The 23770-nt window shown below is 39.4% G+C and carries 18 protein-coding genes; 10 read left to right on the top strand and 8 right to left on the bottom strand.

What is annotated here, in order from left to right; translation table 11 throughout:
• The first annotated feature begins 30 nt into the window (after nt 1-30).
• The 6 genes from DSBG_RS02820 (at nt 31) to DSBG_RS02795 (ending at nt 7082) form a co-directional block, all read left to right on the top strand.
• Nucleotides 31-1854: a VirB4 family type IV secretion system protein gene (locus DSBG_RS02820; RefSeq protein ID WP_068962704.1), complete on the top strand. Its 1824-nt coding sequence runs from the start codon at nt 31-33 to the stop codon at nt 1852-1854.
• 12 nt (nt 1855-1866) lie between these two features.
• Nucleotides 1867-2601 (top strand): M23 family metallopeptidase, encoded by a 735-nt coding sequence (locus tag DSBG_RS02815; protein ID WP_068962703.1) that lies wholly within the window; start codon nt 1867-1869, stop codon nt 2599-2601.
• The gene (locus DSBG_RS22815) at nt 2588-2752 is read left to right on the top strand and encodes a hypothetical protein (protein ID WP_176716139.1); all 165 of its coding nucleotides are present in this window, start codon (nt 2588-2590) and stop codon (nt 2750-2752) included. Before DSBG_RS02815 ends, DSBG_RS22815 begins: the two co-directional genes overlap by 14 nt.
• Nucleotides 2727-3899 carry an HAD family hydrolase gene (locus DSBG_RS02805; protein ID WP_141694222.1) on the top strand — a complete coding sequence of 391 codons (1173 nt, stop codon included), beginning with the start codon at nt 2727-2729 and terminating at the stop codon, nt 3897-3899. Before DSBG_RS22815 ends, DSBG_RS02805 begins: the two co-directional genes overlap by 26 nt.
• A 173-nt stretch (nt 3900-4072) precedes the next feature.
• A complete protein-coding gene (locus DSBG_RS02800; protein ID WP_068962700.1) occupies nt 4073-5374 on the top strand; it encodes a primase C-terminal domain-containing protein in 1302 nt (433 codons plus the stop codon).
• A gap of 283 nt (nt 5375-5657) precedes the next feature.
• On the top strand, nt 5658-7082 hold the full coding sequence (locus tag DSBG_RS02795) for a hypothetical protein (RefSeq protein ID WP_141694221.1): 1425 nt from the start codon (nt 5658-5660) through the stop codon (nt 7080-7082).
• A gap of 215 nt (nt 7083-7297) precedes the next feature.
• Here DSBG_RS02795 and DSBG_RS02790 read toward each other — a convergent pair whose 3' ends face one another.
• A complete protein-coding gene (locus DSBG_RS02790; protein ID WP_083236695.1) occupies nt 7298-7951 on the bottom strand; it encodes a DUF2971 domain-containing protein in 654 nt (217 codons plus the stop codon).
• Nucleotides 7952-8308: 357 nt separating this feature from the next.
• Between DSBG_RS02790 and DSBG_RS02785 the strand changes: the two genes are divergently transcribed.
• From DSBG_RS02785 to DSBG_RS02770, 4 genes are all read left to right on the top strand, one after another.
• Nucleotides 8309-9244: a restriction endonuclease gene (locus DSBG_RS02785; protein WP_242877385.1), complete on the top strand. Its 936-nt coding sequence runs from the start codon at nt 8309-8311 to the stop codon at nt 9242-9244.
• Between the two features lie 587 nt (nt 9245-9831).
• Nucleotides 9832-10554, top strand: a complete 723-nt coding sequence (locus tag DSBG_RS02780) for a hypothetical protein (protein ID WP_068962697.1) — start codon at nt 9832-9834, stop codon at nt 10552-10554.
• Between the two features lie 40 nt (nt 10555-10594).
• Nucleotides 10595-10813, top strand: a complete 219-nt coding sequence (locus tag DSBG_RS02775) for a hypothetical protein (protein ID WP_242877388.1) — start codon at nt 10595-10597, stop codon at nt 10811-10813.
• A 210-nt stretch (nt 10814-11023) separates the two neighbouring features.
• Nucleotides 11024-12757: a DUF262 domain-containing protein gene (locus DSBG_RS02770; protein WP_176716146.1), complete on the top strand. Its 1734-nt coding sequence runs from the start codon at nt 11024-11026 to the stop codon at nt 12755-12757.
• Between the two features lie 1263 nt (nt 12758-14020).
• Here DSBG_RS02770 and DSBG_RS02765 read toward each other — a convergent pair.
• The 7 genes from DSBG_RS02765 to DSBG_RS02740 all read right to left on the bottom strand — a co-directional run bounded on the left by DSBG_RS02765 (nt 14021) and on the right by DSBG_RS02740 (nt 23763).
• A complete protein-coding gene (locus DSBG_RS02765) occupies nt 14021-15892 on the bottom strand; it encodes a radical SAM protein (RefSeq protein WP_068962695.1) in 1872 nt (623 codons plus the stop codon).
• Nucleotides 15892-17439, bottom strand: coding sequence for an ATP-binding protein (locus DSBG_RS02760; RefSeq protein ID WP_068962694.1), 1548 nt, complete (start codon nt 17437-17439; stop codon nt 15892-15894). Before DSBG_RS02760 ends, DSBG_RS02765 begins: the two co-directional genes overlap by 1 nt.
• Nucleotides 17440-17450: 11 nt before the next feature.
• Nucleotides 17451-19139, bottom strand: coding sequence for an ATP-binding protein (locus DSBG_RS02755; RefSeq protein ID WP_068962693.1), 1689 nt, complete (start codon nt 19137-19139; stop codon nt 17451-17453).
• 12 nt (nt 19140-19151) lie between these two features.
• Complete coding sequence (locus DSBG_RS02750; RefSeq protein WP_068962692.1) at nt 19152-20342, bottom strand: hypothetical protein; 1191 nt, start codon at nt 20340-20342, stop codon at nt 19152-19154.
• A gap of 85 nt (nt 20343-20427) precedes the next feature.
• Entirely contained in the window at nt 20428-20655 is a 228-nt protein-coding gene (locus DSBG_RS02745; protein WP_348980957.1) for an excisionase family DNA-binding protein, read from the bottom strand.
• A 1517-nt stretch (nt 20656-22172) separates the two neighbouring features.
• Nucleotides 22173-22340 (bottom strand): hypothetical protein, encoded by a 168-nt coding sequence (locus DSBG_RS22810; RefSeq protein ID WP_176716145.1) that lies wholly within the window; start codon nt 22338-22340, stop codon nt 22173-22175.
• A 475-nt stretch (nt 22341-22815) separates the two neighbouring features.
• Entirely contained in the window at nt 22816-23763 is a 948-nt protein-coding gene (locus tag DSBG_RS02740) for an RNA-binding domain-containing protein (protein WP_068962690.1), read from the bottom strand.
• Nucleotides 23764-23770 lie beyond the last annotated feature (7 nt).

The raw sequence follows: 23770 nt of genomic DNA, 5'->3' as shown, positions 1-23770 counted from the left end.
CCGCTTTGTGCTGATCGAAAGGAGCTCTAAATGGCAAAACGAACAGAGTCTATACCTGTTAATAATGCACTTTTGAACGTCATCACCCCTATGGGGCTTAACTTCACCCGGAACACGCTCACCATTGGAGAAAACAAAGGCAAAGCTTATGGCCTAATCAAATACCATCAAGATCCTGATTATGGGTGGTTATCCAAAATCACCAACATCCCATCCACCATCGTATCTATTACCTTTACCCCTACAGATACAGGGGCATTTATTGATACCCTGTCTTCAACCATCCGTCTCAATCGGGGCACCGCAGAAAGCACAAAAGATCCTTTAACCCGCCAAAGGGCAGTGAGAACAGCGGATAACGCAGAAAAGATACTAGCCCAAATAGACCAAGACGGAGAATCAGTAGGCCTCATGAGCGTCATTGTCATGCCTATTGCGAGAGATGACCAAACTTTCGTAAAGGTATGCCGTAGGGTGGAAAGCACTGTAGCCGGACTAAAATGCAAAGTTCGAGTTCTCGCTAATCTGCAAAGAGAAGGTTTAAAAATGCTTTCTCCTTTTTATGGCACAAATGAAAAAGTAGAAAACATTACCCAACGCCCAGTACCCCTTTCTAGCTTTATTGGAGGCTTTCCATTCGCTTCGTCAGGTTATAACGATGGAACGGGTTACTACTTCGCAAAGGATGCAGCAGGTGGGCTTATTATTCTGGACCCGTGGATCAGGGGAGGTGATAGAACAAATTCGAATTTTGTTATAACAGGAACCATAGGAGTGGGTAAATCTACAGATATAAAACACATTGGATTATCAGAATATATGAGGGGAACTAAGATCATCTTTATTGACCCCCATCGGGAATACAGAGACTTTACACTTAACCTGAATGGCGATTGGATTAATGCCGGTGGTGGATCTAAAGGCAAAGTTAACCCTCTACAAATTAGAACGGCGGCCAAAGATGATGAAAGTGAAGCTGATAACCTCTACGCTGATGATGGCCATGGAATGGGAGATATGGCTTTATATATCAAAAGCTTAGAAATCTTTTTTAGCCTGTATATTCCTTCGTTAAGTGATAGGCAAAAAGCAATTTTAAAAAGCGAAATCATTGAGATTTATAACAAGTTTAATATCTTTTGGGATACAGAAATTAAAAAGCTAAAGAATACCGATTTTCCTATTATGGAAGATCTTCATGTCCAAATTACTGAGAAAGCTAAGGAACAGAATAATCCTTATCAAAAAGACTACGATGATTTAGGTTTATTACTTAGGGATATCGCTATAGGCTCAGATAGTTTTCTTTGGAATGGGCATACAACGATTCAATCAGATTCCCAGTGTGTTTGTTTAGATACCAAGGATTTGCAAGCAACTTCAAATAATATTAAGTCCGCTCAATATTTTAATCTCTTGCAATGGGCATGGGACGAAATGGTCAAAGACCCAACCCAAAGAGTTATGCTTATTTGTGATGAAGCTTACTATATGATTGACCCAAATGTCCCCCAAAGTCTTATGTTCTTAAGAAATGTTTCAAAAGGTGTTCGGAAATATGAGGGGGCCCTTGGAGTTATATCTCACAGCGTAGTAGATTTTCTTGATCCTAAAATTAAGATGTATGGACAACCTTTACTCGAAATGGCCTGCTTCAAGATCCTCATGGGTACCGATGGAAGCAATTTAAAGGAAACTAAAGAACTCTACAATCTAACAGATGCAGAGGAGGAGCTGTTGGCCAGCAAACAACGTGGGCAAGCGCTTCTTATGGTTGGATCAAAACGTCTGAGAGCTAACTTTGAAATACCCGATTACAAATTTGAATACATGGGTAAAGCCGGAGGAAGATAGTGAGGTGAGCGCATGGCCGACCCCGTAACCAGTAAAGTCCTTTTTCGCCTGGTTGCTTTGGCCGCCGACGAAGATGGAAGAAGGAACCTTTTAATTCTTTTTTCAGTACCTATAGCCCTAGTTCTTCTAATCCTCATGATCTTTGCCTATATCCTTGCAAGCCCGCTATCTTTCATAGCGGGCTTTTTCACGAACCCAAACGAAATGGCAGCCCTCCAAGCCTTCCGTGCGGAGCATGGTGATAAAGTCCGCCTCCAAACGGGAGCCACTATCTTAAACGGAAAATATCCTATGCCAGTAGTAGGTGTAATCACCTCACCCTACGGTCAACGAGTCCATCCTGTAACGGGCAAATCGAGCTTCCACACGGGTATTGATATTGCTCCGGAATGGCATAGCGAAATCAAGAGTATTGCCGATGGTCAAGTTGTCAAAGTAGGGATCGACAAAAATTACGGAAATTACATCTTGATCAAACACGATGATCCGGATGAAACTTTCTACTCTTTTTATGCCCATCTATCCAAAATCTTCGCCCTTCCCGATCAAGAGATCTTCACCGGTGACATCATCGGTTTAGAAGGAGGAGATCCGGAGCTTGACCCAAATCCAGGTACCAGCACTGGCCACCATCTCCATTTTGAGATCAGAACCTCCAGATTGTCCTGGAGCCATACGGACCCGGTACCTTACCTATACGCCCCAAAAGGAAGCGAAGAGGAGGAAAATTCTAGTGAAGGGACGTAAAACAATCTTTGAATTATTTATCTATACTTTTATCCTAATTGTCGCCGTCATCCTGCTCATTCAGGATAAACGAGAACCCATGCCCATAGAAATTCATCCCGATTTCACCCTGCAAGGAGTTGATTATGATGTTACTTTACCTAACGAGTAATTTAAATCTTGGTCTATTCGACTTTATCCAAGATGAAACTATCCCGATAAAAAAACTTTCCGGGGAATTTAACCTTAAGAAGTTTGTCATCCGAGATATGCGTAGCTTCAGTCATATCAAGTATGTTGCAATTGATCATCAAGCCCTTAACGACACTGATGAAGAGTTAATTGAAGGTATTCTCGGCTTTCGGGCTATGTATGACGCAAGAATAGTCTATCTAGCCGAAGGAATGAAACCAGGTGATGAGTTGCTATCCAAACTCTATGATGCCGGAGTAAGAAACTTTGTCACGGCCGAAGATCCGGAGGAGATCAAGAAGGAAATCCTGGAGTGTATCAGTCCCGAAGGAATGAGCTATGAGAAAGCAGAACGATTCAAAATCCAACCGATCGAAGAGCCAGGGCCTAAAGTGAAACGGGCTAAGTCCCAAACTGAGTCTGTGAAAGCCAAAAAAGAGAAGGGGTCGGAACAGGAGCCAGTAGACTATGTGGTGGTCAATAAGACAACGAAATTAGGATTGGATACTGAAAAAGAAAGAAAAGGGATAGCCGTAGGAGTTGCAGGGATCACTGGAAAGACGGGAACAACCACAACTGCTTTGAATCTGGCCTATTTCCTATCAAGCCTGGGAGCAAAAGTAGCTTATGTAGAGTGCGATCCAACCAAGCAGCTTAATTGGCTGCCATATTACGATATCGCGGTTAATGACGAAAGTGCTGAGCATAAAGGGGTGCATTTTCACACCATGAAAGTCAACTTCAGTCTAGCAGACTATGACTTTAACATCTTCGATCTTGGTAAAATGCTTGACTATGAGCAAAACCTAAACGCTTTTATGGTGAGTCATATTCGGATAATTACAGCCGCATCAAAACCTTATGAACTAAGCGATTTGAATAAAACGCTTGAAGTGGTCAAAGATGCCTCTGTAAATCTTCTCTTTTCATTTACTCCAGATAATGACCGCCAAACTCTCCGGCAGATCGTAAGTAAACATCCAGAGCGACAAGTATACTTTACTGCTTACTCACCAGATCTATTTGACCCGAGTCCTAACCGCATGATCTGGACAAACATCATGAGCGATTACCTAATTGCCATACCACCGGAAGAAATTAAAAAGAAACGACTGAGAGTATCTTAATCATTCCTTTTCAATACCCCATAAAAAGAAAGATTCCCGGCACATGACCGGGAACAATACTAAAGATAATTAAATTCTTAACCTAATTATATCATGCCATGACTAATAAACCTAAGTAATTGCCTAAATCCCGAGCTTTCTTGCTCGGGATTTTGATTTGAAAGGTTGGTTCAATGCTATCTGAAGTTTATGCTTACGTACTGCCTGAAACCAGCCCATATAAACTCAACAACCTAAAGAAAGATCACGGTCTGGTTTTCGGCTCCAATATAAAATCCGACTCCCGTTTACTGTGGACGTTACCCGATCTCGAATCCAAAGATTACACCTATATCACTGCATCCACTTTCTTTGCCCGTCGCCGCCAACGCCGCTATGTAAGACACGTCCTGGCTTTTGTCTGCGATTTCGATACCCCCCAAGGCACTACCCCGGAAGAAATCCTCGATCTCTATCACGCTGCCGGTCTTCCCACGCCGGAGCTGATTATCACCACGGCTACCCCTGGCCACTATCAAGCCTGGAATATCTTATCTGAACCCCTCAGAATCCGCCATGATATCCTTCTGGCCAAAGTCTCGAAAATCCATGAAGCCATGGTAGAAGCCCTGGAAGCTGACCCCTGCGCCGTCGGTGTAGAACGTTGGGTACGCTGTCCAACCATGTCCAATATTGTTTACACAGACACCTATAGCAGAACTACCTGGGAAGAACTCTCTAAGTGGTATGAAGCTCGCCGACCGATTAAAGCATCCAAGGAAAAGAAGCATAAGGTTGTCTACATCGGCACTTTGTTGGCCACTCCTGCCGGGAAACGAATTCAAGAGTCGGCCGCTGAAAAAGGTGAAAGAAACCGCTGGGCTTATGGTCTTGGCCTGTGCCTATGGGATGCAGGTATCCCTACACAGGAAATCCACACTAAGCTGCATGCTTGGAATAAAGACCTCAAAGAACCCCTACCTATGGCTGAGATTGAGAAAATCTATCGCTCTGTCATTACCGGCCGCCACCATGCCTCCCCCCGTGTCCTTTCATCCATAACTGGCCTATCTGCACAGATAAAAGGCTGGTACAAATGGGCTAAGCCCCGCGATCGGAGAAGGGACCATATCCAGGAAGTCGAAGCTGATATCATTGCCGATCTCCAGCAACATAAAACCGTCACTGAAACTCAAAAAGCCTGGTCAGAACGTTTAGGTGTTGCCTACAGAAGCCTAAAAGAAGCCTTATCTCAACTCCGTCAAAAGGGCATCCTTGAAGCCCAAACTTCAAGGGGGAAGTATGCCCAATCCTCTTACAGCCTTTCTGAAGGATATTTGAACTCCCTAACCGATACTAATCTCCCAGCTGCAGCCGGAGCAGAAACCTTATTTTCTAATGGGATTTCAAAAGGGCATACTGCCATATCACCCTTAAAGGGTAGTTTGTCTTTCTCCGAAGAGCATTCTACAAGAAGTGATACTGAATATGGGTAATCGGAGAAAACCTGCTTAAAGAAGAAAGCTCAGGTTGTGGATAACCTTTAAAATGAAATAAGAATCATGAAACAGAGATACAGTTAAATAAATTCACACTATTAAAGGATTTTTTGCGAATATGTAGAAATATTGACAAAATATATGAATTGGAGTTTGTTGAAGCCAGAAATTGGATGAAGGTTAACAAGCTGTGGAATACCTTCAGATAGTAAAAAGGAACCAAGAGGTCTGCATTTAAGCTAACTACTTTAATTATTGTTAGATGAGGAGAGGCGTAAATATGAGTGAACTTACAAAAGTCGTTTCTGTAGAAATTGTAGACCCTCAGGCACAGCTGATTGTTGATTTTCTTCAACAAATTGGCTTGCCATTCGACAATATAATTGCTAATCAATCAGAACGCAATATTATTGCAAAGAACTTGCCCACATATATTGAATCGTTACCTTCTGCAATAAAAAGAGACGCAAGGTATCTATCTAAATTTGTTGTAGGTGCTGGCTTTGGTTTGTTCGATTACTCACTTAATGCTATCTGGAACGAAGTTGTTCTAGACCTTTGGAAAAAAGCAATCGCCTATGGAATAGACATCTTTTTTGATTCAGCCGTGGGAGGCAAAGCAAGAGATTTTTACCAGACTGAGGAAGACCTTGCATCTTTGAAAGATGCTGTTCTTCTTGACACATGCCGAAAGCTTGAACTTATATCCGACACCACATATAAAAAACTCAAACATATACTTGAAATGCGGAATGATATCGGCATTTCACATCCAACCAATTATACAATTAATGCCTTTGAACTTTTAGGATGGTTACAGACATGTATACAAGATGTTCTAAATGACCACCCTTCAGAAGCAGCACTTCAAGTACAAGCATTCATTCGGAATCTTAGAACTTACACCTCACCACTTGACCCAGCCAACCAAAAAACAATAGAGTCTAAAATTGCAGAGCTTGCCAGTCATCATTTAGCCAGCATTATCCGTACCACCTTTGGAATATATGTGTCTACTGATACTGACCCTCTGGTCAGGAAAAATATATCACTGATTGCTCCGGCTATCTGGGCTAATTGTCTGGATGATCCAAAATACAAAATCGGGATAATTCTTGAAGGATACAACACAAATTTACACAAAGAAAAGTATGAATTAGGTGAACAATTCTTACAGGTTGTTGGTGGTAATCCGTACAGAACTCCAAACGAGAGAGTAATAATAGTTGATACCTTGCTTGATGAACTTCTGGATAAACATAATAGCTGGGATAATTTCCACCACGAAGCTCCTGTTGCGGACCTTATTGCGTCATATGTTCAAGAACAAAAAGACATTTTACCAAACAATGCTGAGAAGTTAGTGACAGTTATATTAATGTGTTGTATTGGTCGTGATGTCTCTTATTGTAATGGTGTATCTCCAAGAGGAAAGGTTTATTATGAACATATCTTATCAATGATCGGAGATAAATACACTCCTCACGCAATGTCTGCATTAGCTAATTACGAAATCCAGCGAAAGTTAGAAGCTTCTTCATGTCGTACCAAAGCTAAATCTGCTTTGGAGATCATAAAGCAAAGTGTAGTTAACGCTAGGCTCATCGAGTGTCTGGATTTTTTGATCAGCAACATCGAAAGTACGGGAAAGTGTGTCCTTGATAGTCGTTTCAAGAAGCTTTCTGCAAATTATATTAACTGGTAGTCATATAACAATGTACTCCACCTGCCGCGACAATTTATTTTTCGAGGCAGGTGGAATAACGTCCTTGGGCGGCGAATGTTAATCCCAAAAGTTCTTATAGGTGTCTGGGTGAAAAACTTTAGCTAAAAAGGGCACTCGTTATCAATAAGCACGTTGGTGTTATAATTATTATCTAGAAAATCTATGTGTTATGTAACGTTTTGGGCCCCAGATGTTTACATCAATAGACTCTTTAGGATTGTTGTACCATAAACCTGTTGAATTATATCCTCAGGACACATGTCGTTAAAATAGTCCCAACATGCTTTATCATATAGAACAATATGAGGTAAACTCAGCTCGAACTCTATGTCTCCAGGAACTCTCCACTCCCTTTCATGAGTCCAGTCAATTATTTTGGAATTACCTGTTAAGACTTGATAATTTACAACTCTCCAATACTCATTTTCTGGTAGAATCTTTTTAGCCTTCTCTGTCTGTTCATAGAACACAGGCCTTCCACCCTTCCCAAATATGTAAAACTTCGAAAATACTAGCCCAACGCCACAATAACGTATTTTATGCGACTTGTCCGTCATTCTTAACTCTTTTTCATATTCAACATTCTGTATCAATCCATAAAATGGAACGTCTTGAAAGCAAACAGCAGGAGTATTACCTATGATAAAACCTGACTGGGTTGTACTCCCATAAATCTTTCTTTCTTTCAATATGTTAATTAAAGAATCAACTGCTCTAAAGTTAATCTCGTTTTCGTCCTTTGTAGTTAATGTAATATCTTTTGGCTTTGTAAGATGTGTAACCATACCAGTAATATCCGTACGGTTAGCAATTCGGTCTTTCCAGGCTTCATAATCAAATTGCGCCACATTTTTTACCTCCATATCGAGAAATATCACATTGCGTTTTAAACGAACTTCGTTATTATCTGTCAAAGAAATTTATGCGAACATGTTCGCATAAATTTCCGTTATTAACACCTTGAAATCATTTCGCCGCTTATGGTAAGTTTACCTTTATTTTACTCCTTCATCATACTAAGCAACACTATCTTACTTTGCTAAAAATATTATTTGGTTCGTTAAACTCCCATTTAGGGTATGGTTTAGAAACCCATTGGGGTACATTGGGGTTTACATTATCGTGTACAAAACTGAGCGAAAAACGTATATAATGGTAATTATGACAATATATCTTAGCAAGAAAGTATATATAGGAGGTAGATCATGTATATTGACGATAAAACAATAATGAGATATTTAAATGCCTTACATGAGCACAAAATGGCTAAAGATATATTTGTTCCTATTTTAAAAAAGATGGGTTCAAAAGGAGTTAAATTTACAGGGGGAACGGGTGAACAAGGAATTGATATAGAATATTATGAACTTTCTCACCCAGAAAAATTTAAACAATACGTTGGAATACAATTTAAAAAAGGTGACATTACCTATAGTGCTAAGGGAACAAATAATTCAATAAAAGAAATAAAAAATCAAGCAGAAGAAGCATTTCAGAAGGAAATTTGTTCAGTCGATTCAGGTGAGGTTAATTATATTAGCCGTTTGATTGTTGCAACTACAGGGGAAATTAATGAAAATGCAAGGAAATTAATTAATAAAGCAAAGGTTAAGGGCGAAAATACTAGAATCTCTTATTGGGATGAGCAACGTCTGGCGGAGTATATTAATGAATATTGGATTGATGAATTCATTGACTACTTTGAGATTAATTCAGAGAAAATTCTGTACGAAGAAAACAATGAGAACGAAGATGGATATATTGTCAATGAAAATTATCTCAATGAGAATTATGAAAAAGAAATAATAAAGTGCAGAAAAGTTAAAAAGACAATGAATACTTGGCAATGGGAGATAATAAAAGTTATGATACATAATTTGTTCGACAATGATTCTTCATCAATTAACATGTCAAATTTGTTAATGGAATTAGAGTCAACAGAAGATAATATTAGTAATGAATTGCGAAGCCTCATTCAGTTAAGCTATATTAATATAGATGAAGGTGAAATCTGCTTTTCGGGAAATGCTAGTGTTTTAAGCAAACTTGCTAAGATTCTTATTGAAGATATGATTGAAGCAGAAGAATTTATAGGGAATGAAGAGTACGCTAAAGACTTGTTTTTCGAGATAATTCAATGACAGCATAATAAGGGATTTATTACTGCATTAGTTAAAGGCTGATGGAGATATAATTGGATGCCACTTTAAATAACTGGGACGTGGTCTTGAAAGAGATGCGCGTCTGACATCTATCATTACCCCCACAGGGTAGGAAAATTAAATTTTGTAATCGTGATGTTGACGGTAAAGAGGTTCAATTGGATATTAGTTTTGCCTGAGAAAAAGGATCGTTGAAGATGCCGGATTTTAAATCCAGTTTAAACACGATTAGGCCAGTGATTAAGGGGGTAGTCAATAGGAGGAACCAAGGGTACTCCATCTGACGAAGAAGTCGTGGTACTTATTGATTCATTGGGCAAAGTTAGTTCAGGGTTAAGAAGTTTTAGCTAATCTTGGCGGAATATGACACGCTTGGTTTAATAGCGACTAATAGAGAATTGAGATTTTTTTTGGAATAAGCCGATGACTCCATATGACTCGGAATTCCGTAAGGTTGCAGTTAGGCGAGGTAAGCTTAATGGATAATTTATATGTTCAACAGTTTTATTCTCGCTTCGCATACTAAACGTTATTATAATAATGCGAATATGATTTGAGGCGTATTTATGGAATCAAGTATTAAATTAGAAATACCAAAGAAACAGTTATACGAAAAGAAAAATTACGAGCCTTTATTGTTGGAATGTCTAAATCGCATTCCCTTTTTCATTAAAAAGAGCGGTGGGGGCTTTTCTGCTCCAAAATCTGAGTCTAATGGTCAATGTGATGCAATTGGAAATAATGGTTGTTACAGCGTAGATTTTAAGCTCTTACTGAGCCAAGAAGGCGCACAAAATGTGAATGAAACGAGTCTCACTAAGGTAACTCTATGTAAAGGAGTGACGATGAGTGCTCCTTCAAAAGCATCCATGCGCAGGGAATCATCTTTGCCATTTCCAAATATTTGGGGATTTTTAGTCAGTCATAGTTTTTCTCTAAACGAAAATAGCGAGATCATATTAACAGATAAAGCAGATAAATATATGAAAGATACTATAAAAAGCCTCAATAAAATGGTTTGCACTAAAAAGAATTTGCTTTTTTTTCATCCGAGTAGACTAGTCATTCAAGACTCTCATGACAATCCAATAGAGGTTCTTCGTAATAGTGCTAAAGAAGCTTTACTAATTGTATCAAAAGCACGTAGAAAACTTTCACCTGGATATGAAACTTATTATGCTTTATTGATAAATAATGAGATGGTTTTACTTTCCGAGGACTTTACACATACAGGGTGTATTGAGCTCACTTCCCTAGACACTTGGCATAATTTGTACATTAAATTATAGCGATTGCCAATCAGTGACAATTAGGAAGTTTTTCGAAAGGGTGAGCCGTTTGTCAAAGCTGTACGCTGTTTATACAATAGCTAAAAAAGTTGAGCAGTTTTTGGGTCAAGCATATTTAACTGAAAAGGACCTACAGGTCATCGAACAAAGTTTTGAGGGTCAGCTTCTATCGGAATATCTTATTACGCTTACGGACGGAGACGTTGTTAACATCAATATTATTGATTCAATTGAAGAGCTTAAGGCAGACGAGGACTAAACAGAAAAATCTTTTTCGAAAATCTCTAACTTCCAGTTACCCATGCAACTAAATACTAGTTCTACTAAACCCCACGCAATTAAACGCTTTCCATTAACCGATTAAAACGAAGGCAGGCGTTGTGTCTATTAGGGGAAGCTGAGCTGAACATGCTACATGGCTATAATAATAAACTCCAACTTTAAATTAAGAGTAAAGGTGGCGGTTTTTGTGGAATTTAAGGCTACACAAATGAGTATTGATGATTGTTTAAGACTCAAAAGGAAGTATATAATTCCAAGATTCCAACGTGAATATTCTTGGGAAACAGAAGAATTATCAACAATTTGGGAAGATTTAATGGAGAATCTTTTGTTTAATGGAAAAACTCTAGTTGCTCAAGAGTATTTTCTCGGTTCACTTGTTTTAGTCGGCGACGAGGATGATTCCGTAAATATGAATCGATATATTGTCGATGGACAACAGCGATTGATGACATTTACTATAGGATTTTCGGCCTTGACGCAAACTTTTGCTAAAGATGGACAAAATAAACTTAGTAACGCAACTTTTGCGTATATCCTTGCTGAAGATAGTGATGGTAATGAATATTCAAAAGTTGTAGCAGAAAATCCTAAACCATTCTTCCAATACAGAATCCAACAAAAACAGCTAGATTACACACGTGTTCCCCAAAATCAGGAGGAAAAAAGAATTTTGAATGCATATACATTCTTTGAAAGGCATTTAGAAAAAACTGCTTTAATGAAAGATATTGGAAGCAAATTTCCGCAATCCTTAGAAAATATTTCTTATGCTGATGCATTAAAGGCAGTACGTGATCAAATACTTATTTGCAAAGTAGTATATGTTACCGTTAAGTCTTTTGAAGATGCATATACTATTTTTGAAGTATTAAATGCCAAAGGCAAGGATTTAACTGCAATTGATATAATCAAAAACTCTATTTTTAGTATTCTCACTAATGAAGAACCTATAGACTTTGCTGCACAAAAGTGGAAAGCTATAAGTAATAATATTTCAAAGTGCAATGAAGATATAATGACGTTTTATCGCCACTTTTGGTTATCGAAATATGGGTTCACTACTACTAAAAAACTAGTAAAAGATTTTCAAAAAATAATTTCGAAGGATATAGCGTCTTATACAAATTTTATCAATTATCTAGAAAAAGAATCAATTGAATATAATCGTATTGTAAATCCAAATGAAAATGAATGGACACAACCTGAGAATCTTGCAGTGTTTACTTCATTGGAAGCTTTAAGTGTTTTTAACACTTCTCAAGTGAGAACGTTTTTATTAGCGCTTTTTGCTTCAAAAGAATCTAACAAAATAAGTCACAAAAACTATATAAAAGTATTAAGATTTTTAGAACATTTTCATTTTGTTTTTACTGCAGTCTGCTCCTCACGAGCTTCTGGATTAGAAAGAAGATACTCTAGTTATGCCAGAAGGATGAGACAGTGCGCAAATAAACAAGAAACTGCTACTTGTGTTATCGAATTAATAAACGCATTAAAAGAAACATTACCCCCATACGAAATATTTGAAAGTAAATTTATGGAAATTGAGTATACATCTGATAAACAAAGAAGCAAAAAATTAGTTCAGTATATACTAAAGAAATTAGACAATCATTTTGCACAATCAGACGAATATAGACCACAATCATTTACTATCGAACACATTGTACCTGAATCCACAAAAGCACCTTTTGTGGGATTAATCGGTAATCTCCTTCCTTTGGGCGAAAAGTTGAATGGTGAATTAGCAGATAGACTTTTTAAATTTAAAATTAAAAGATATCCTGAGTCCAGATATGCAATGGTAAATGACTTTGTCGAGCATTATTCTAAAAATGAACGGTTTTCAGAAAAAGATGTTAATAATAGGACTAGGTTTTTATCAAAAGTAGTATATGAAGATATATGGCTAGATTAAAGAAATAATAATATTAAAGATAAGTTTATTTCAGTATGTGGTTTTTAGTTAATTTCCCATTATCCATTGCAAATTATACGAAGTTAGGCTTAAAAAAGCTCAAGCCTGAATAAAAGCTTGAGTGTCATATAGGCAGATAACTTGCCTAACTTTGGATATTACTATAGCACGAAACCGTGGGGATAAGGTAGATGTTATGGGGATTGAATAGTTCTGTACCTAGCTAATTTAACTGATCAGTAAGGAGTACATTTGAAGGAGTACATTTGAAGGAGTAGTAACAATTATCCTGAAATATCGTTAAATATGATAATTTAGATATAACTTCCCCCTCCCTATAAAAGAGCACATCGCAAATACTATGCAGCTTTGATCGTTGCAGGAGGAGATTTACCATAGGCCATAAATCGACTGAGTTTGTCGGAACCGCAGTAAGAGCATCTGGAGAAACCTTCACCTATGATTTTTTCGAGAAGCTGGAGAGTGGATACCTTTTCTTTAAGTGAAACAGTCATATCGGTAAGCTGTTTGCAAATTTTTAGTATGGTAGAGTTGTTACGGGTACCAGGTAAAGTGTCCGGATGCCTCCGGTTTCACTGTCCGGATACTCCGGAATACACATAAGGTTTCCTTAATACACGGAACCTATGGTTCATCGGATCAGAGATGCTATTATACCAGCCATAAATTTAATGACCTATAAAAGCAGCGAGCTTCGGCAGTCTATGTCGCGCCGAGCAAACTGTTGAAACAACGCTCTACAGGAAAGCCTGTTTTGGGCATATGAAGGACGCGATTGCTGTTGGAGGATGCGCGAAACACATGTGCAGATCTCCAACGTTATCGAAGACTAGGTAGACTTACTATAACGACGAGCGTTACCAGTGGGATTTGGCGTGACTTTCACCTAACGAATACTACGAGTACTTGAAAACGGGCGTTTATCCGCTGGCTGTTAAACCACCCTGAAAAGCCGACAGTTCATTATTGGGGGCTCTGCCCCAAAACCCCTGGAGTTAATCGCTTTAGATTTCAGAAAGGGGCAAAAAAACGGCGTATACACGCGCCGCCTTTCACAAAACCCAAGCGGTGCTCGGGTCGTTCTCCACGGTCGCCCTATCCTCTACATGGGTAAAGTATACCAACCTATAGCAAATCGAACGAGAAAAACAATTGCCCATTTTAAGTTGTGCTCGTCATAAGGTATACATCAAAGTTTATTGTCGTCGTCCGTTTTGTCTTTCTCCACTCTTGTTATTGTTTCTAATCGCGTTTCAGCTTATAGTACTCAAGAACTTCAAGAATTGCCAGGTCGTCGGTATTACAATCCTCCTCCGTGAAACGGTTTTTTGCAACTATTACTTTTAGCGTTGCGCTTTGTTCATCAGTGAGAGAATTAAATTTTTGCCACCATTCGTTGGTCTGGTCACACTCGTCTTCATAGTGTACCTCTTTTCCTTTGAGTTTGTAATACTGTTCTCTTTTGATTTTGTCATACTTATATCTATAAATTATCATTGACTCCGGCATCCATAGTATTTTCCTGAATTCGTCAACGTCACACCCAAATGCTTCATCAAAGAAAGTCTTTCCTCGACCAATCTTACCTTTAGTTGCATTTAAAACCGCTTGTATGGCACGAATGAATTTTCTATTCCATTGAACACCAATGTAATCGCGGTTGTTAAAGTAATCAGGGTCATCAATGGGGTGATATTTCATCGGGAAAGAATAAATTGTCACACTAAGTTCTTCACACAACTCAATGTTGAGTTTCATTCTTTCGTACAAATCCTCTGGTTTATCCTCATAATTATAGAGCAAATAATTTGATAAATTCTTGATGCTGTATTTTGCTGCTAATTTGACAGCATTAATATATGTGTCTTTCATTGAATAGTGGTCAAACGCTATTCTCAAGGGGCGAATGTTAATTTCAGATAATTTTCTCATCTTTTCATCTGTCACAAGTCGTGCGTCCACGCCTTGGTTGAAATCAATATACCTTGCCCGAGTACCCCGCTTGAAGTACTTTTCGTAGAGCGGTCGAGCGATTGCGTCAAACTCAAGGATTGATTCTCGCTTTGCGTAAATAGCGTATAATAAATTCGCATTTTCTCTTGCCAAGTAAAATTCAGCTTGCTCTTTCTCTGGAAGACGCTCTGAAATTCTGTCGTATAGTTCAATCATCTTTTTCGTATACGCTCGATCATTACGGCGTTCCTTTTTTTTGGCGCGTAGATTATTGATAGCAATTTCGTATTCGCTTGGTGGTGTGTAAGTTGCCTCCCGTCCAAAACCGCAGGCCTTGATCTCATCAATGATTTCGTCGAAACGCTCAGACGCAAACACGTTATTGTCCATAAGTAGCAAATCCTTCTGCGCTCCAAACATAGCGTCCGCTTTCTCAAGTTGAGGCTTGAGACTGATATAATTGCAATAGTGTGGTTCTAAGCGCGGGACAGCACAAAAAGCACAACGGTTTGTGCAGCCGCGAGTCATATAGGCAAAATAAGCATTGCTTGCGGGATACTTGTAGTCTATCTCTTCTAAAATAGAGTAGTCTAACGGCAACTCATCTATGATAACTTCACTATCACTGTCAAGGACACCCTGCTCGTTTAGCAACCCTATATTAGGCTTAACTCCCGTTTCTTCATAAATCTTATCCGGTATTAGGCTCGCAGCTATACCGCCAACCAATATTTTCCCTCTCTTCTTGAGGAACTTCTTTGCGTAATTTATCGTGTTAACAGTTTCTCCCCAATAAAACGTAAATAAAGTTGTAACGCATATTACATCAAATTGAGGGAATTGTTCGTCTGTGAACTTTTTCCTATACAGTTTTAGCAGGGATTCATTATCACTTTCTCTGAATCCTGGAATTGCATCGATAGGCGCATACTTCCCGGTTTTAATAAACTGAAACAATTGTGAAGAGTACTTCGCCTGTGTCGAATCACAAACTTCCAGAAGGTATTCTTCGCACAGAAGCGAAGCGGCAAACTCCTTAAGGTTTCCCTTGAAAAAGCGGACATCATTGCCCCGATCGCGATAGTAGGTTGCAAGTTTCATCAAACCCATCGGCGGGTATTTGTTTTTGTATTTTGGTTCAAGTAATAGAATTCTTCCCATTATGAAAGACCATCCTCAATTTTACTTATTATCATTTCGGCTGTTTTGCTGTCGGTTGTCAAAACGATTATATCGAATATTTTTGAAATGAGTTTGCGCTCATTTTTACTATAGGTTGAAAGCTTATCCGTTCTGCGTACCCGGCGAGCTGGTTTCGGTGGGTCTGCAGATGGCGTTGTTGAAACTGGTTCTTGAGGATGTTCTTTTTCAATGCGCTCAATAACTTTAGCAAAGATGCCGTCGGCATTTTCTTTTGTTTTAACAATTTTACTTTGTGCGTCTACTGCCTGCTTTTTAGCGTCTTGAACTTTTCCATATTCAGTAGTACGATGCTCTTCACTAACGAAGCTGCCTTTTTTGTCTTTTTCAAAAAACTCAGCTTCCTTTGCTTTAAAAGCATCGATTTTCTTATAGGCACTGTTGACTGATGAACCATCATAATAAATTTTGTGCAATTCTTCATTAAAGAAACGTCCAAGTAATTTCTCAAAATAGGCACGATAAGGATTCTCGTTAAAATAGTCTCGCTGAGAATTAGGTATCAAATCTTTGGCTACCGCGAAAACTTCACCAACAAAATAGCTGTTTCCTCTATCTTCTTTAAACAGCCTCTGCAACGCGTCCTCACTGCCGATTTGAATGTTATCTTTGCGTAGCCTAAGACCACGCATTTGATTCATCTTCGGGATAGCCTGCTTGAATTGGGTAAGACCTACCCACATCCACGCAAATATATTGCCATCTTCGGCACGGAAATCTTTAAAAACTACATCGAATATATCATCTATCTTACTGTTATCAGCCTTCTTTAAGATGGTAAAATACTTCTTGAATACTGGTTCACCATCAAGAGTGATAGAATACTCATCAATGTGATAGGCTATCTCCTTTGCATGCTTTTTTATTTTCTCCCGATAATGAAAAGTGTTTTGATAGGGGACAGGAGCAACAAATGACAGATACTCTCTTATTTTTTTTGTGTCGAGTAAATCCTCGTTTTCTTTGTTTATGCCGATCAGCTCTACTTTAAAGAAATGTGCATTAATATCTTTCGTTTTCTTACTTTCGAATTTGTTTATAGCGCGAAGAACCTCGCTCGCGGTACGCTTTTTGCCACGCGAATTATCGTCGATCAGTTTGCGCATCGTCTCTGCGTCGCAACGCATCATCGAAATAGTGCCTTCGCCCTTTACCGAGGACGTAAACACAAGTTCCTTGCAATAGGCAAGTCCACAAAGCCTACCTATTCCTCGAAATCCCTTGTCTTTACCGATTTGCTTGTCAGAATCTGCAATGTTACTGAGTGTTCGCTCAAACTCGGACGCAGGAATACCAGTGGCGTTATCTTCGATGCTTATGGTGCGCTGACCGAAATCAAGCCATATTTCGATTTTGCCTTCCCCTTCATGGAGAAGACCTTCGGCGACCGCTTTATCGATTTGGTCGCATGAATTCTGTATGTACTCTCGATAGATAACCTTAGAATCTTGGTACATACCGGTAGTCAGATTTTCAATGATGTTAGCGCCGAAGACATATTCTTCCATGACTTTTCTCCTCACTTAAACTGCTTGTAAATTGGTTTCGGGAAACGGATTTTCAATAACGAACGGAACACAGGGTTCTGAATTAGATAATCGCCTTGCTCGAGGCGGGTAAGCATATTTTTGTAGGTGTTGGGCAGGCTTCCGTAATTCTTTGTAGAAATTTCAATCGAGTTTGTCCGTCCGTAAGCATGTGTCGCACAGTTTCCTGTAACACGGTCATGGATTGCGGAGCGGAACTGCTCGGCTCCAAACAAAACAACACCCAAGGAACGACCGCGCTCTGTGACGTTCAACAACTCACTTAGAATGGGGGACGTCTTTGGGACGTCTTTCGAAGCATACTTATTTAACTCATCTATAAAAACAATTATCCTTGAAGGAGGTGCGACATCAGTTTCCGCATCATATTCGCCAAGTTTCAGATTGTATATCGTACGTACTGCATCGCCAAAAACAAAAGCTTGTTTATCTTCCGGCAATTTTGCAATATCAATAACAACTACGTTGTTTTTTCTAATCTTTTTAAGCTCGTCGGCTAAGCGGCACTCATTCTTTTCAGGGACAACCCTGTTGGCAAACATTTCATCTTGAATGGCTTTGCGAACAATGCGCTTAAACTTACGCCAGCTTAACACAGAAATATCGTTGCTACCTTTTTGACCAGATCCCTTTAGTGAATTCTCGGAGACTTTGTCAATAAAATCTGCCCATGTTGATAGTCCTTTGAAGTCCGGGTCGTCTTCATCAATGATTTTACTAATTATGGATTCCATTGTTTGCGCAGGGTCGTCAATATTTGAAAACATCATTTCGATGCTCTCTTTATCGCTTGAATATACATACTTGTATTTTTTTAACTGACCATCTTCCATATAACGGTCAACATCGCTTTTGGGGAGATATGTGCTTTTCTTAGCTGAGTTGCTGTCGTAATACGGAATGAAATATTTCACATTTTTAAACGGTTCGGGGGACAAACCTAAATTCTTATACTCAAGAAGGGTTTCTTCTTTAGCATTTGGCATATCTTGAGCAAAATCATTTTCTCTGTCAATGGCCATAAGGTCGCAGCCTTTGACGTTGAAAATGACGAAGGCAACACTGTCGCTAGAATCCGTCATACTGAGGTACTGGTCTTGAATCGCCTTCATCAAAAACATTGCGTATGATGTTTTTGATGCAAGGCCAGAAATTCCTGAAATGTTAAGGTGTGCTCCATCGGGACCCAGTATGAACTTTGAATTCAGCTTTACCGGTAATGTAACCTCGTCTTTTGTACCCTCATACATTTTCAGTGAACCGCATACAAGAGGGTTTTGAATCTTATCCAGTCCCAGAGCCATAGTGATTTCTTCGGCGGAGGCTAAGTAAACTTTAGCGTTGTTATGAACGGGAGTATAGAGATTCTTACTGTTGAACGAAACTTTGGCTTCAGCATAATTCATCCCTACGCGGAATGTCGGTTCGTCTAGCTCAACATCGCCGAAATCGCTGGAAATGAAATTGGTCAGGAAACTTTGCGCATCCGTAATGTGAGAGATGTTTTCAACAACGCCAAAAGTGAACGATTTGTCAATGTGTTCCACTTTAACGATGTCGAAAGCATGAAGTTGAAGATTCGTATCTGTCCAGAAATTGAACTTGTCCATGGTTGTTGGCGTTTTTTCAGTAGCCAAAACGCGTCCGATAAGCCTATTCATTTTTTGTCCTCCTCAGAATAGTTGTAAAAAGCTGTCTGCACTAAGATGTTTCGATTTGACAAACGACTCCGTCAAGTATATCGGGTAGATATGGTTTGCCCATCTTAAATCTGAGCCATAGCACACAGGATTTCGTTCATTGATTAGGTAAGCGCTCAAGGTATCAACCAATTCGCTGTTGATACCTTCGCTCACTTCCTCGTCTGTAACGAGTATTTTTTCAATTTTAAGGATACCATCAAAAGGCGACCGTGTTCTCTTTTGGTCACGTAGTCTTATATACCAAACGGCAAACTGTACGTCACCTAAGTAATCTGGGTTTTCATAACAAGCCACAGGTGTTCTGTGATAAAGAGGCAAATCAGCTATAAAGCCCGGATTCGGTTTTCCATTGACGTCTAGGCAGACCTCGGGGTTGAAATTCTTCGAAGCCCCTAAAACCCAGCTGTAATTATTTTTAAAAGTTTGGTATCTTTTCTTGTCCACTTTATCTTTCTGAGTAGGTCTATATTCCAATGAACCATCTTTAATAAGATAGTTATCTTGATTCAACTTGCCTTCTCGGACAAGTTCGGCGACAAGTTCTTTTTCACGTTCAATCATCTTATCCTGGACGCAAGCTGTCGCCCTATCTTCAAATTTCTTTTCCTCATTTTTCAAGGTTTTATAGGGAAGTATGGCAGTGAACTCTATACCAAGCTTCTTTAGTTCCTCGCACTCATTTAACTTTTTAGTGGTTGCTTGGAAAAATCCCGGTTTTCCTCCGGCGTTAGCAATATCCGGTATTGAGAGAACAATTTCTCGTTTAAACTTTTCAGGCACCATTCTTCTGTCTACACGGCGGCAACACCCAACGCCAATTTGGCCTGCGATTATTGGAAAGATTATGCTTCTACTTCCATCATAATAAGCTCTGTCATCTACTTTAAACACACGACGTGAACCGTCAAGGAAATAACTCAGAATCTGGTCGTTTTGCTGAGTGATTATCTTGCACAAGCGACTAAGGTCAATATATTTCGTATGCTTTGTGGTCTCGGCAGTCTTTTTCCATACAATTTGATTGTTTCCATAATCAATAGTCGGCCGCTCGGTCGCATCTAAACTGTATTTATGAGCCTTATAGCTCTTGCCGCCAGTTTCCTCTGTAAGGATGTCACGTATTTTTACATGAGGTTTGCTGCCGTCGTTTCGGCTTGCCATCTGTTTACCCCCTAAGATTTACTCAATGTACTTAGATTTGGTAATCGCTAGAGTTCTTTTAATAATTCATTAAAAAGTTAAAAACCTATTCATTCTCTGAATTGCCCTTCTCAGACGCACCACCGGAGCGAATCCATTCATCCACTTCGGAAATCTTGAATTTCCAAAGCCGACCGACTTTGTGAGCAGGCATTGTACGATTATTGATCCATTGCAACACTGTTTCGCGGCTTACATCGAGATAGTCGGTTATAGTATCCATTGACGACCACTTTTCAATCGTCTGATCTTTGTCCATTTGAAAGGCCTCCATATCGTATTAGCGTACGTCGTTTATGAATCTATATCGTCCCTGTGTTGTACCCTTTGTAGGGGATTACCGTTGCTTTACTGTAATCCACCTCCGGGTTATTGTTCTCAATTATAATAACTTGACCGTTGCTTCGATTATCCAGAAAATACTGGAACAAGCAACTTTCAGAATATTTTAAAATTTCTCGTCGCCACGTTCTTTTAACGAATGAATCGGGGAATCAATAATCAGGATTCCGGTGTACTTACCTTGAGCGCCTTTTGGAGCTTTAGTGTATGCACAAAAACAAACCTACCCACGAGGATCGCCCCCTTCTATACCAATCTAAGGACAAAAATAGGTCAAGAACGGGTCAAAGCGAGGGGAAATGCTTTTAGGGGGACGACTGCTAACCTTTTCTTGTAAGTATTACAGGAAAGGGATATTGTTTTGGCTTATTACTAACGGCTTTTTCCTGCAATGGATGTTTCGAAATGACTGGCGGATTTCACCAACCCAATTTGATAATCATTATAGCATTTTTTGACATAAAAACCGATGTTTTTGCTTGTAAAGCCATCTAAATAATCATAAATATCTATAAATAGGCATAAACATACGAAACACACGTGCCTGAACAATACGAAGAAAGGAGGGCGCGATAGACATGAACGAAGTCAGAAACCTTGATGACAAAACTTGTCTGCAGAATCTAGAAAGATACTGGAGTTGTAGAAATCGTCAAAAGGAACTGGTGCCTGCAGTGTGGATGTGCTAGGTCGTAAAATATAGTGGGTGGGAATCCCTCGAGTAAGGTAGACCAACCGCCCGTAGTTAGCCTTGGAGGAAGTGGGTAACTCACTTCTTTAAGCGTAGGCAGACTAGGTAATAGGCTGAAAGTCGAAAGGTTGAAGTGATTCAGCTTCGAAATACCGGAAACGGGAAGGCTGATGTAGTTGCATATGGGGAATAGAAGACACTATCTGCGTAACGAACCATGTAGGCGTCGCCACTGCAAAACGCCCAATAGTATCACTTACTATACATAGGCGTTCTCATTTGCACTGTACGGGGTGTATGCGCAGGTGTATTGTGAAGTGGTAGGCAAATGGGAATGTTGGACTAAATCGGAATGACGAGAATAATCCGAAGCAGGAAGAGATTCAAGAGAGCGAGATAATTGACCCGGGATAAGAATAATTAACATAACGAAATACCTCACACCAAATGGTGGGAGGTATTTTTGTCGTTTTATAAGGAATTTCATATTCACGAAGCTATCCCCTAGCCTCAATCCATGGCATTTCATCATGGGTAATAGCTCTCTCGTGACTCTCATCTGAATCGATGGGAGTATTTATTATATTTGTCGGACATGATTCTCCTAATTTAGCATGAAAGTTGCGAGATGATATAAACTGTCAAATGCCAGTGTTAGGATAGTTGACGTAGAGACCAACGGAAAGTTCCCTTGAAAGGGAACACGGGGGGACCACCCCGCAGGCCAGATACTCATGCACACGAAATCCACTACCTCATTAAAATATAACTGCAGCCGTTGCAACCGTCGTTGCAACCCGATCCAAAAAATGCAGTACGATTAAGTACATGGCTAAATCTAAAGACCACAGAGTCCGCCATATGACTGTATTCTGAGATTCGTCAGTATAGCTCAGGATATCTTTTAACTCACTCGTAATGAGCAAGTCGTCGGTTCGATTCCGACCATCGGTTCCATAGGAAACTTAGGCCCCGCAAGCAATTGTGAAGTTTTTCGTTTTATGGAATTGGCTCATTTTTACTTATCGTTGCAACTCAGGTTTTTTTTCGTTGTTGCAACGCCATTTTTCTTTGGTCTCAAGTTACTATCTATTTTCAAGGCCGCTTTTTCTTTTTGGTTTTCGAACCATAGAATTTAGTTATTCGAATGTCAGTGTGACTTAGTAGCTATTAAATGACTCTTAGATCCTCGCCTTCTTCCATGAGAATCGTAGCAAAAGTATGGCTAAAAAGTACAAAGTTTTAGATGAGGGATCCGGCATTTAATTAAGCATGCCTGATATGAGTGATAGAAGTTTCTGTACTCCAAGCTTCGTTTGTTGGAAGTTTAGCGAACCGGAAAAAGCAGAATTTACTGACCGAATACGTCTGCTATTTCCGGTCACGTCGCAAACCCTTTTGTTAGACGCTGTCCCCCTCTACTCTACCTGTACAATAAACAGTTCTGGCCTTTTCAAAAAAATTATTGTCTTTTTCATACTCGTCAATAATCCTATTTACAAATCTCTCACTGTATGTAGGAGTAGAAAACTTGGATTTATAAAAATACGCAGGGTTCGAGTCCACGTTGTGGGAAAATCTTACGCAAAGTAGATCGTAATTATTTATTGACCTTTCACGACGTATTTTATCATTGAGAATCTCTAGCACCTCTTTTAACCGGTATGGATGTGTTTCATCGGGATTCATCTTACGATAAGCTGGTGCATTAGGGTCGTCAACAATTCGGATTGGTGTTGCAGTAGGAAGAGCCGATTCGATTACTTCAGGTGGGAGAATTCTTACATTATGCCCTGCAGGCGCTTCAACCACCTTCCTAATGTTACCTAACCAGCTTTTTCGTACAGCGCAAAGTTCCCTCTCAATGACGTTTCTAAGATCATTTGAATTTCCAGGTTCACTCTTTGCGCCATGTCTAAAATAAATGACGCCTTTTCCAAATGCATTCTTTTGTTTTCCGTCAGGCAACGAATAACTTCCATGTTTCGAGAATACCATTGGAACCGGCGTCCCCCGGATAACCAATACCGCAACTTGTTTACCTTCACGGGTAACTTCTACCATTTCAAAATCGGAAAACTGTTCTCCAGTGTATTTGGCAATCTTATCTGTTATCGAAGCTGGGTCCACGCTCAAAATAGGCATAACGTCAATTTCAGAGTTGGAGCCATTGTCCTTTACACCAAATAAAATTAATCCACCACCACAATTCGCTATAGCTACTACATCTTTGAGAATCTCCAACCACTCAGCTGGGGAATTTACGTCAAACGATTGTTTGAACTCAATGCCTTTTGATTCACGTTTAGCGGTCCCTGCACTTTTAAGCAATTTACTTAATGCTTTCATGCTTATC

The sequence above is a fragment of the Desulfosporosinus cupriresistens genome (genome assembly GCF_001707885.1).
Taxonomy (GTDB): domain Bacteria; phylum Bacillota; class Desulfitobacteriia; order Desulfitobacteriales; family Desulfitobacteriaceae; genus Desulfosporosinus.
Note: the sequence above shows the minus strand (reverse complement) of the source record. Positions and strands in the feature narration are given on the sequence as shown.